Annotated in this window: 10 protein-coding genes; 1 reads left to right on the top strand and 9 read right to left on the bottom strand. The window is 58.0% G+C overall.

All coding sequences use genetic code 11. The features are described 5' to 3' along the window. Positions 1 to 7 precede the first annotated feature (7 nt). From sigX to ppsA, 7 genes are all read right to left on the bottom strand, one after another. Complete coding sequence (gene sigX / locus ACIPLA_RS08155) at positions 8 to 598, bottom strand: RNA polymerase sigma factor SigX (protein WP_032830573.1); 591 nt, start codon at positions 596 to 598, stop codon at positions 8 to 10. 86 nt (positions 599 to 684) lie between these two features. Further along, positions 685 to 1,509, bottom strand: coding sequence for a mechanosensitive ion channel family protein (locus tag ACIPLA_RS08150; RefSeq protein WP_007902078.1), 825 nt, complete (start codon positions 1,507 to 1,509; stop codon positions 685 to 687). A gap of 2 nt (positions 1,510 to 1,511) precedes the next feature. Beyond that, entirely contained in the window at positions 1,512 to 1,760 is a 249-nt protein-coding gene (locus ACIPLA_RS08145; protein ID WP_007902080.1) for a hypothetical protein, read from the bottom strand. Between the two features lie 63 nt (positions 1,761 to 1,823). Next, entirely contained in the window at positions 1,824 to 2,819 is a 996-nt protein-coding gene (locus ACIPLA_RS08140) for a zinc transporter ZntB (protein ID WP_401172876.1), read from the bottom strand. Positions 2,820 to 2,844: 25 nt separating this feature from the next. Continuing rightward, entirely contained in the window at positions 2,845 to 3,336 is a 492-nt protein-coding gene (gene rraA / locus ACIPLA_RS08135; RefSeq protein ID WP_401172875.1) for a ribonuclease E activity regulator RraA, read from the bottom strand. A 174-nt stretch (positions 3,337 to 3,510) separates the two neighbouring features. Beyond that, positions 3,511 to 4,500, bottom strand: coding sequence for an alpha/beta fold hydrolase (locus tag ACIPLA_RS08130; RefSeq protein WP_192342513.1), 990 nt, complete (start codon positions 4,498 to 4,500; stop codon positions 3,511 to 3,513). A gap of 193 nt (positions 4,501 to 4,693) precedes the next feature. Continuing rightward, positions 4,694 to 7,069, bottom strand: a complete 2,376-nt coding sequence (ppsA, locus tag ACIPLA_RS08125) for a phosphoenolpyruvate synthase (RefSeq protein WP_401172874.1) — start codon at positions 7,067 to 7,069, stop codon at positions 4,694 to 4,696. A gap of 174 nt (positions 7,070 to 7,243) precedes the next feature. On the opposite strand from ppsA, the gene ACIPLA_RS08120 reads away from it, so the two are divergent. Beyond that, positions 7,244 to 8,062 (top strand): pyruvate, water dikinase regulatory protein, encoded by an 819-nt coding sequence (locus ACIPLA_RS08120; RefSeq protein WP_123496393.1) that lies wholly within the window; start codon positions 7,244 to 7,246, stop codon positions 8,060 to 8,062. Between the two features lie 115 nt (positions 8,063 to 8,177). Here the strand turns inward: ACIPLA_RS08120 and prpD are convergent, their stop codons facing one another. Further along, positions 8,178 to 9,662: a 2-methylcitrate dehydratase gene (gene prpD, locus ACIPLA_RS08115; protein ID WP_401172873.1), complete on the bottom strand. Its 1,485-nt coding sequence runs from the start codon at positions 9,660 to 9,662 to the stop codon at positions 8,178 to 8,180. 201 nt (positions 9,663 to 9,863) lie between these two features. After that, positions 9,864 to 11,054: a 2-methylaconitate cis-trans isomerase PrpF gene (gene prpF, locus ACIPLA_RS08110; RefSeq protein ID WP_218394327.1), complete on the bottom strand. Its 1,191-nt coding sequence runs from the start codon at positions 11,052 to 11,054 to the stop codon at positions 9,864 to 9,866. Between the last annotated feature and the right edge of the window lie 14 nt (positions 11,055 to 11,068).

Raw genomic sequence — 11,068 nt, 5'->3', positions numbered from 1 at the left:
CGCCGAACTAAGTTTCAGCAATGCCTGCAAATTTCTCACGCAATTTGTCTAGAGCGCGTTTGTAACGCATTTTTGTTGCACTCAAACCCATGTGCATTATGTCTGCGATCTCCTGAAATTCCAGCTCTGCGACAAATCGTAGCACCAGAATTTCCCGGTCGATCGGGTTCACATACACCAGCCAGCGATCAAGTCCACCCTTTTCCTCGGGTTTCGGCATCTTTTCTTCAGATGCTTCCTCGAGGGGGTCCAGACTCAAAGCGTCCATCAAGCGACGCTTTCGCCGTTCTTTCCGATACTGCGTGATGCACTCGTTGTACGTGATGCTATATAGCCACGTCTTGAACTTCGATTTCCCCTCGAAGTTCTTCAGGCCGTAGAGCACCTTCAACATCACTTCCTGACAGACATCGTCTGCATCACGATCGTTCCCAAGATACCGTGCACAAACGTTAAATAATGTTCGCTGGTAACGCCGCATCAGTTCTTCATAAGCGCGCGTTACGTGAAACAGCTCGGTATGCGAGCGCGCGACCAACTCCTCATCAGAGAGCTCGCGGGGGTCGTAGCGCGTGGAGAGCGATTGAGCTTTATTCAAAACAAGTCTGGCCGACAGTCAGGTCAATGTCCGCCGCAGTCCTTCAGGACATTTTGCGGCGGCATACATTAGCAGGATTTGCCGGGTTAGCGGCTACTCACATGCTGCTCCAAGAGAATCCGATTCGAGAGAGAGACTAGCTCACCCTCGTCGGTCAGCACGGTGGTTTTAACCGTGCCGATCTCTTCGATCTGACCTTCGACCTCGCCAACTCGCACTTGTTGCCCAACCTGATACAACTCACGCACATAGATTCCCGCAAGAATCTGACCGGCAATTTCCCGGCTTCCCAACCCCATGGCCAGCGCAACCGCCAGACCAACGGTAATCAAGACGATCACGATCACATGGTTGAGCAGGTCAGTCTTGACCTCCAACTGGCTGATCGCAACCGAAATACTGATGATGATCACCAGGCCCTGGGCAATTCGCCCCAGGCCCGCGGCGTAATCAAGCCCTACGCCTTCAGCCGCGCCACGCACCAGCCCATTGGCCAGTTGCGCCAGCAAGACACCCACCAGCAGTACCAGCGCAGCGCCGAATACTTTCGGCAAATACAGCGCCAACATGTCCAGCGTAGCCGAAACTCGCTCAAGTCCAAGGGATTCTGCGGCCGAAACCAGAAAAATCAGCAGAACGAACCAATACACGATTTTGCCGATCAACGTCGAGATAGGTACCTGAAGGCCTGCTCGGGACAGCAATTTGGTCAGCCCGGTGCCGCCCATCAGGCGATCGAGGCCCAGTTTGGCAAGCAATTTGGAGAGCAGTGTGTCCAGCAGTTTGGCCACGACAAAACCCAGCAGCAGCACAACCAGTGCGCCAAACAGGTTCGGAATGAAGTTTGCAACCTTGGTCCATAACGCAGTCATTGCAGTGACGAGGCTCTGAGTCCAGAGATCAAGTTCCATATTCAATCAGCCTTATCAGCAGTGCGAGCGGTAGGTTTACGAAGACGGGAAACCGGCGAGATATGGGCCGATCCGTTATTCAGGGCGATCATCAGCGCGGGCAACCAGCGGCCCAGCAGGCTGAACAGATCGCCGGCACCGACCTGGCGGTTGGCGGTTTTCAGCACGCGGCCCAGGCAGGCATCGTCGTCACGGCTGGACGGCGAAGCTTTGAGCATGTCACGCAAAGACTGTTCGAACGGATCGTGCATACGCACCTCTCGTGATATCTGTGAAAGACGCGGTCAAATTTGGTCGGGTCACATGACTCATCATCAGAACCAGCGCAAACGTCGGAATAGCCACCACTGCCCCAGCGCTACCGAGCCTGCCAGCAAGCAGGCGATCAGGAAGCCATAAGGGCTGGTGGAGAACGGAATACCGCCGACGTTGATGCCCAAAAGACCGGTCAAAAAACTCATCGGCAAAAAGATCCCGGTGATGATCCCGAAGCGGTACATCGTGCGATTCATGCGCACGCTCAGACGCCGGTCTTCGGCCTCCAGGACCAGCCCCACGCGCTCTCGGGTCAATTCCAGCTCCTCGAGATAACGGGTCAGGCTGTTGTTCAATTCGTTCCAGTAATCGCCATCGTCTTCAACGAACCACGGTAGTTTTATTCGCGTCAACTGACCGAAAATATCCCGCTGCGGTGCCAGAAAACGTTTCAGTGCGGCCGCTCTGCGACGGATCTGCAAAACAGCCCCATGCTCTGGTGTATACCGTTCGTCGGTATCCAGCTTTTCTTCTTCCTCATCGACGATTTCCGAGAGGCAGCTGACCAGATCCTGCACTTTGTTGGTGAGGTACTGCGCCATATAAAGAATGAGTTCGGAGGCGGTTTTCGGCCCTTTGCCTTCAGCCAGTTGCGCCAGCAACTCATCGGTGGCGCGCAATGGCCGCAGACGCAGGGAGATCACTCGCTGGGCCGCCCCGAAGATCCGCACCGAGACCATGTCTTCCGGCTCGGCACCTGGATTGAGGTTGATTCCGCGCAGAAACAGCAACAGTTCGGAGTCCGGCAGCGGCAAAAGACGCGGCCGGGTGTTCTCTTCCAGCAACAAGTCGCAACTAAATTCACTCAGACCGCTGTATTTACGCAACCAGGTCTGGGTTTGAGGATGACTGCGATCCCAGTGCAGCCACAGGCTTTCATGGGCCTGCAGCTGCAAGTCATCGAGTTCAGTCCGGGCTATCGAACGCGCACCGCCTTTACCATCCAGCACCAGGGCATGCACCAGCCCCCACTGCGCGTTTTCTTCCTCGAACATCCTCACCCCTTTAATGAAACGCGCTTTATTCAGGCATCTTCAGCGGGCTTGGCGAAATGATCACGCCGTTGTTATCCGCATAAACATAGTGACCCGGGTGGAAAGTCACACCCGCGAAGGTCACGGCAATATTGAGTTCACCAACGCCGCGCCGGTCGGTTTTCATCGGGTGACTGGCCAGGGCTTGAACCCCCAGATCGGTTTGCGCTATGACGTCGACGTCGCGAATGCAACCGTAGATCACCAGCCCTTCCCAACCGTTACTGGCGGCTTTCTCGGCCAGCAGGTCACCCAACAGCGCGCGGCGCAGGGAACCTCCACCGTCGACCACCAGCACTTTACCGTTCCCATTGAGCGCTACTTGCTCCTTGACCAGCGAATTATCTTCGAAACATTTGATGGTCACGATTTCGCCGCCGAAAGAATCACGGCCACCGAAATTGCTGAACATCGGTTCCAGCACCTGCACCAGCTCCGGGTAGGCATCGCAAAGATCAGGCGTGAGGTAATGGTTCATCGAGAAACTCCTGTGAAAAGGAAGACAATCGAGTAGGCAGCATACGCGGACCAAGGCTCAACGGCTGCAAACGCGCCGATCGAGTCAATCACTAAAAGTGACCAGAACCGCTTAATGCGTCACATCTTAGCCGCAAGCCGTTCCGAGCGAAATGCCCTTGTTAGAGCATCAGGCTCAAATTGCCGCGGCCAAATCCGGCTTTCCACCCAGCAAAGGCGTCTGTTGATCTGCCAGCCAACGCGCCACCAAAGGCCAGACTTCCGTCTGCGCAGCCTTGCTGACAAGCATTTCCACATGACCGAAATTATCGCCAAAGCCTTGCTCGCGGCCAAGGGTGATGAATTGCTTGTGCTCGGAGCCGACCTGATCGAACAGCTTGCGGCAGGCCCAGGTCGGGTCCTGATGATCGCCCGCGGCGCTCACGGCCAACACCGGTAACTGAACCTCGGCCAAACCCGCCCACCAGTCCTTGTCGGCATCGCCAAAACGCCCGAACAGCCCGTACCAGCGCATGCTTTCCAGGGCCAGGCCAATCGGCTCGTCCTCCGGGCCGCGCTTGAGGCGTGAACCTGACAGTTGAGCAAACCGCTTGAGGATGAAGCGCCCGCTCCACTCCACCGGTGGAAACTTCAACGGCCAGTAGGTACGGCTGACCTGCGTACCGAAGAACGCCGCAGACGCGACGACAGGCTCGCCGATGTATTCCCCACCCAGCGCCGCCGCCAGCGTAATGCCACCCAGCGAGTGACCGATCCAGTGTGGGACCTGGCCGCTTTGCTCGCGAACGAATGCGCCAATGGCCGGCAAATCGTAACGCGCGTAGTCGGCGACGCGGTTTTTGCGATAGTCCTGATTGCGCTGAGACAGACCATGACCGCGCATTTCCGGAATCCATACATCGAACCCCAGGCGCGTCAGATAAGCCCCCAGCCCCAAACCTTTGGGAGAGAACCAGAACCGTCGATTGGAAAAGCTGCCGTGCAACAGAATCACCGGCACGCCACGCACCGCCGGCTCATCGGCCAGGCCGAGGCGCGTCACAGCCAGTTCGACGGTGCCGTCGGGGCTGTTGCCGGGTTTCAAACGATAGACGTCTTCGCTCAAATCACCGCGTCGTTCGGCGCTGATCAGGGCGACAGGAAATAGGTTGCTGCTGCTTTGCATAATGCTCTTGCACAAAAAAGGGCGGCATCCAGAGGAGCCCGCCCTACTTGAATATCTGAAAGAGCCGGCCAGCGTGGGAGCGAGCCTGCTCGCGAAGGACGCCAGAACAACGCGTTTATCCAGCAAGTACGCGTTATCGTTTACGACCATCGCGAGCAGGCTCGCTCCCACAGAGAGCGGCCCGTCCACACCATCAGGCCGAAGCCTGACCCTCAGCCAGGAAGAACCAGGTTTCCAGCACGGAATCGGGGTTCAGCGAAACGCTTTCGATGCCCTGCTCCATCAGCCATTTGGCCAGATCAGGGTGGTCCGAAGGGCCCTGACCGCAGATGCCGATGTACTTGCCCGCCTTGTTGCAGGCCTGAATAGCATTGGCCAGCAACTTCTTGACCGCAGGATTACGCTCGTCGAACAGGTGCGCGATGATCCCGGAGTCACGGTCCAGACCCAGTGTCAGCTGGGTCAGGTCGTTGGAGCCGATGGAAAAGCCGTCGAAGAACTCAAGGAATTCTTCAGCCAGGATCGCGTTGGACGGCAGCTCGCACATCATGATGATGCGCAGACCATTCTCGCCGCGAGCCAGGCCATTTTCGGCCAACAGATCGATCACTTGGCTGGCTTCGCCGAGGGTACGAACGAACGGAACCATGATTTCAACGTTGGTCAGGCCCATCTCGTTGCGCACGCGCTTAAGAGCACGGCACTCGAGTTCGAAGCAGTCACGGAACGATTCGCTGATGTAACGCGAAGCGCCACGGAAGCCCAGCATCGGGTTTTCTTCTTCCGGCTCGTAGAGCTTGCCACCGATCAGGTTGGCGTATTCGTTGGACTTGAAGTCCGACAGACGCACGATGACCTTTTTCGGGGTGAACGCAGCGGCCAGGGTGCTGATGCCTTCAACCAGTTTGTCGACATAGAAGCCAACAGGATCGTCATAACCGGCGATGCGCTTGTCGACACTGTCCTTGATTTCTTGCGGCAGGCCGTCGTAGTTCAACAGCGCCTTGGGGTGCACGCCGATCATGCGGTTGATGATGAATTCCAGACGGGCCAGGCCCACACCGGCGTTCGGCAGCTGCGCGAAGTCGAAGGCGCGGTCCGGGTTGCCGACGTTCATCATGATCTTGAACGGCAGATCCGGCATGGCATCCACGGAGTTTTTCTTGATGTCGAAGCCCAGCTCGCCTTCGAAGATGTAACCGGTGTCGCCTTCAGCGCAGGAAACGGTCACGCCCTGGCCGTCTTGCAACAGTTGGGTGGCGTTGCCGCAACCGACCACGGCCGGGATGCCCAGCTCACGGGCGATGATTGCCGCGTGGCAGGTACGACCGCCACGGTTGGTGACGATGGCGCTGGCGCGCTTCATCACCGGCTCCCAGTCCGGGTCGGTCATGTCGGAGACCAGTACGTCGCCGGGCTGGACTTTGTCCATCTCGGACACGTCCTTGATGATGCGGACCTTGCCGGCGCCGATGCGCTGGCCGATGGCGCGACCTTCCACCAGCACGGTGCCGGTTTCTTTCAACAGGTAGCGTTCCATGACATTGGCCGAAGTGCGGCTCTTCACGGTTTCAGGACGGGCCTGAACGATGTAGAGCTTGCCGTCGTCGCCGTCTTTGGCCCATTCGATGTCCATCGGGCACTTGTAGTGCTTCTCGATGATCATCGCTTGTTTGGCCAGCTCGCTGACTTCAGCGTCGCTCAGACAGAAACGGGCACGATCGGCCTTGTCCACGTCGATGGTCTTGACCGATTTACCGGCCGTGGCGACTTCGCCGTAGATCATCTTGATGGCTTTGCTGCCCAGATTGCGACGCAGGATGGCCGGACGACCGGCTTCCAGCGTGCCTTTGTGGACGTAGAACTCATCCGGGTTCACCGCGCCTTGCACGACGGTTTCACCCAGGCCGTAAGCGCCGGTGATGAACACCACGTCACGGAAGCCCGATTCGGTATCGAGGGTGAACATCACGCCGGCGGTGCCGGTTTCGGAGCGGACCATGCGCTGCACGCCGGCCGACAGGGCAACCAGCTTGTGGTCGAAGCCCTGGTGGACGCGGTAGGAAATCGCACGATCGTTGAACAGGGAAGCGAACACCTCTTTAGCGGCGCGAATAACGTTTTCGACACCACGGATGTTCAGGAAGGTTTCCTGCTGACCGGCGAAGGAAGCGTCCGGCAAGTCTTCGGCGGTAGCGGAAGAGCGCACGGCAACGGCCATGTCAGGGTTACCGGCCGACAGCGTGGCGAACGCGGTGCGGATCTCGGTATTGAGCTTCTCTGGGAATTCGGCTTCCATGATCCATTGACGGATCTGGGCGCCGGTTTTGGCCAGGGCGTTGACATCGTCGACATCCAGCGCGTCGAGGGCTGCGTGGATCTGATCGTTCAGACCGCTCAGTTCCAGGAAATCACGATACGCCTGAGCTGTCGTGGCGAAGCCACCGGGCACCGATACACCGGCACCTGCAAGGTTACTGATCATCTCGCCCAGGGATGCGTTCTTGCCCCCCACATGCTCTACATCATGGACGCCGAGCTTATCGAGGGAAACTACGTACTCTACCAAGGTGATCTCTCCACTAACTGTGTTGGAAAAGCTCAGAAGCCGGCGACTCGGGGGAGCATTTGCCGGCTGTATGGCCTGGACCTGGAAAATAAGTGAGAATGCTGGCCACTGGCGGCCGACAAATCGCGCCTACTATATCCAAGAATCGAAACTAGCTTAAGGCCCAAGGTGCAAATGAAACGATCTGCTTTCTTTATCTCCGATGGCACGGGCATTACGGCCGAAACCCTCGGTCAAAGCCTGTTGGCGCAGTTCGAAAACATTGCCTTCAGCAAAATCACGCGGCCCTACATCGACAACGCGGATAAAGCGCGGGCCATGGTACAACAAATCAACAAAGCCGCCGAAAACGATGGTTTTCGTCCGATTATTTTCGACACCATCGTCAATCAGGACATTCGTGAGATCCTCGCGACATCGAATGGTTTCATGATCGACATTTTCTCGACCTTCCTGGCGCCACTGGAACAGGAACTGACCGAGCATTCTTCCTACACCGTCGGCAAATCCCACTCCATCGGTGGCAACTCCAATTACATGGAGCGCATCGAGGCTGTGAACTTCGCCCTCGACAACGACGACGGCGCCCGCACCCACTATTACGACAAAGCTGACCTGATACTAGTGGGTGTGTCGCGCTGTGGTAAAACCCCGACGTGTTTGTACATGGCCATGCAATTCGGCATCCGCGCGGCCAATTACCCGCTGACCGAAGACGACATGGAGCGCCTGCAACTGCCAACCGCCCTGCGCGCCCATCATCACAAGTTGTTCGGCCTGACCATCGACCCGGACCGGCTTACAGCCATCCGCAATGAGCGCAAGCCCAACAGCCGCTATTCAAGCTACGCGCAGTGCGAATTCGAAGTGCGCGAGGTGGAGAATCTGTTTCGCCGCGAGAACATTGCCCACATCAATTCCACGCATTTCTCCGTGGAAGAAATCTCTGCGAAGATTCTGGTAGAGAAAGGTGTGGAGCGGCGGTTCAAGTAGATTTCGGCGGCAGTTACACCGTCTTCGCGGGCAAGCCTCGCTCCTACAGGTCATGTGATTCACACCGAACCCTGTAGGAGCGAGGCTTGCCCGCGAAGAACGATAACGCGGTCCTTTAAATCACAAACAAATCCACAAACCGGTTCACCGCCGTCTCCTCAAGCCGCGCCTGGTCCTTGCACAACGCAAAGATCTCGGCACTGCGCTGAGCCGTGAAGCGCGTCGCCAGATTGGCTTTGAACTTGTCTTCCAGCAGCGGAATACCATCGATGCGGCGACGGCGATGGCCGATCGGGTACTCCACTATCACGTTCTCGGTGCTGGAGCCGTCCTTGAAGAACACCTGCACCGCATTGGCGATGGAGCGTTTATCCGGTTCCAAGTATTCGCGGGTGAAACGCGGGTCTTCGACGATGACCATTTTGTCGCGCAGCACGTCGATGATCGGATGCACGGCGTGGAAATCGTCTTCGTATTGCTCGGCCACCAGATTACCGAACACCAAGGGTACGGCGATCATGTACTGGATGCAGTGGTCGCGGTCCGCGGCGTTGGCCAGCGGGCCGACCTTGGAGATGATGCGTATCGCCGATTCGTGGGTGGTGATAACGATCCTGTCGATTTCGTGCAGGCGATTCCTGACCAATGGGTGCAAGGTGACGGCGGCCTCGCAGGCCGTTTGCGCATGAAACTCGGCGGGAAAGCTGATCTTGAACAGCACGTTTTCCATCACGTAACTGCCGAACGGCCGGGAGAAGCTGAAGCCACGTTTGTCTTCAGGCTTGAGCGCCAGATCGTTGTTGGTGTGGCTGAACAACACGTCGTAGAACCCCCATTGTCTGGCGGTCAGCACACCGGGAATACCCATCTCCCCACGCATCGCAATGTCCGCCAGACGCACGCCACGACTGGACGCATCCCCCGCTGCCCAGGATTTACGCGACCCGGCATTGGGTGCATGCCGGTAAGTACGCAGCGCCTGGCCGTCGGCAAAGGCATGGGACAACGCCGACAGCAATTGCTCGCGATTGGCGCCCATGAGCTTGGCGGTGACGGCGGTCGAGGCGACCTTCACCAGGATGACGTGATCGATACCGACACGATTGAAGGAATTTTCCAGCGCAATCACGCCTTGAATCTCATGGGCCATGATCATCGCTTCCAACACCACACGAATGGTCAGCGGTGCATCGCCATTGGCCAGGCGTTTTTGCGACAGGTGGTCAGCCACCGCGAGAATGGCACCGAGGTTATCGGACGGATGACCCCATTCGGCGGCGAGCCAGGTGTCGTTGTAATCGAGCCAGCGAACGATGCAACCGATGTCCCACGCCGCTTTGACCGGATCGAGACGGTAACTGGTGCCCGGCACGCGAGCGCCAAAAGGGACGACCGTGCCTTCGACGATGGGTCCCAGGTGTTTGGTGCATTCGGGAAAACGCAGCGCCAGCAGACCGCAGCCGAGGGTGTCCATCAGGCAATTGCGGGCGGTATCAAGCGCCTCGGTAGAGTCGATTTTGAAGTTGAGGACGTAGTCAGCGATGTCCTGCAGGACCGTGTCGTAGTCGGGGCGGTTGTTCAGGTCGACGTTGGCGCTCATGTTCGATTCACTCGGTCAGTGGTTCGCTGATGGGACCTCGGTTCAGGATCAATCTTAGTTGGTGACGCCATTTTTGTTATTGAAATGCAATTAACTGTGGGAGCGGGCTTGCTCGCGAAGAGGGAATGTCAGTCGAAATCAATATTGCCTGATACACCGCCTTCGCGAGCAAGCCCGCTCCCACATTGGTTCAGTGTCGGGTTAGAAAGAATCCCCCGGCACGCGGACATAACCTTCCATCAACACCCGCGCACTGCGGCTCATGATGGCTTTTTTCACGCTCCATTCACCGTTGACCTGACCGGCCTCGGCGCCCACGCGCAAAGTGCCGGAGGGATGACCGAAGCGCACAGCGTTGCGTTCGATGCCGCCCGCCGCCAGGTTCACCAACGTGCCGGAAATTGCCGCCGCTGTGCCGATGGCCACCGCTGCCGTGCCCATCATCGCGTGGTGCAGTTTGCCCATGGACAGCGCGCGCACCAGCAAATCAATGTCGGTGGCGGCGATCTTTTTGCCGCTGGAGGCAATGTAATCCGCCGGTTTGGCGACGAACGCCACCTTCGGTGTGTGCTGACGCTTGGCCGCTTCGTCCAGATGCTCAATCAGCCCCATGCGCAACGCGCCGTAAGCGCGGATGGTTTCGAACATCGCCAGGGCCTTCAGGTCGCCGTTGATCGCGCCCTGCAACTCGGTGCCGGTGTAGCCGATGTCTTCAGCATTGATGAAAATGGTCGGGATGCCAGCGTTGATCAGGGTCGCCTTGAGCGTACCGACGCCCGGCACTTCGAGGTCATCCACCAGATTGCCGGTGGGGAACATCGAACCACCGCCACCCTCTTCTTCCGCCGCTGGGTCGATGAATTCGAGCTGCACTTCGGCCGCCGGAAAGGTCACGCCATCGAGTTCGAAATCACCTGTTTCCTGCACCTCACCGTTGGTGATCGGTACGTGGGCGATGATGGTCTTGCCGATATTGGCCTGCCACACGCGCACCACCGCCACGCCGTTGTGCGGAATGCGGCTGGCGTCCACCAGGCCATTGCTGACCGCGAACGAACCGACTGCCGCCGACAAGTTGCCGCAGTTGCCACTCCAGTCGACGAAAGGCTTGTCGATGGAGACCTGACCGAACAGGTAATCGACGTCATGGTCGGCCTTGAGGCTTTTCGACAGGATCACGGTTTTGCTGGTGCTGGACGTCGCACCGCCCATGCCGTCGATTTGCTTGTCGTATGGGTCGGGACTGCCGATCACTCGCAGCAATAACGCATCGCGAGCCGGGCCGGGAATCTGTGCCGCTTCGGGCAGGTCTTTCAGGCTGAAGAACACGCCTTTGCTGGTGCCGCCACGCATATAGGTGGCGGGGATTTTAATTTGAGGTGCGTGAGCCATTGGTGCTCCTACTC

It is taken from the genome of Pseudomonas sp. NPDC086112 (assembly GCF_044746425.1).
GTDB lineage: Bacteria > Pseudomonadota > Gammaproteobacteria > Pseudomonadales > Pseudomonadaceae > Aquipseudomonas.
Note: the sequence above shows the minus strand (reverse complement) of the source record. Positions and strands in the feature narration are given on the sequence as shown.

Excerpts from the sequence above, each read along its gene's own strand:
- ACIPLA_RS08150 (WP_007902078.1), bottom strand. The coding sequence starts at position 1,509 with ATGGAACTTGATCTCTGGACTCAGAGCCTCGTCACTGCAATGACTGCG.
- ACIPLA_RS08145 (WP_007902080.1), bottom strand. The coding sequence starts at position 1,760 with ATGCACGATCCGTTCGAACAGTCTTTGCGTGACATGCTCAAAGCTTCG.
- ACIPLA_RS08140 (WP_401172876.1), bottom strand. The coding sequence starts at position 2,819 with ATGTTCGAGGAAGAAAACGCGCAGTGGGGGCTGGTGCATGCCCTGGTG.
- rraA (WP_401172875.1), bottom strand. The coding sequence starts at position 3,336 with ATGAACCATTACCTCACGCCTGATCTTTGCGATGCCTACCCGGAGCTG.
- ACIPLA_RS08130 (WP_192342513.1), bottom strand. The coding sequence starts at position 4,500 with ATGCAAAGCAGCAGCAACCTATTTCCTGTCGCCCTGATCAGCGCCGAA.
- ACIPLA_RS08120 (WP_123496393.1), top strand. The coding sequence starts at position 7,244 with ATGAAACGATCTGCTTTCTTTATCTCCGATGGCACGGGCATTACGGCC.
- prpD (WP_401172873.1), bottom strand. The coding sequence starts at position 9,662 with ATGAGCGCCAACGTCGACCTGAACAACCGCCCCGACTACGACACGGTC.
- prpF (WP_218394327.1), bottom strand. The coding sequence starts at position 11,054 with ATGGCTCACGCACCTCAAATTAAAATCCCCGCCACCTATATGCGTGGC.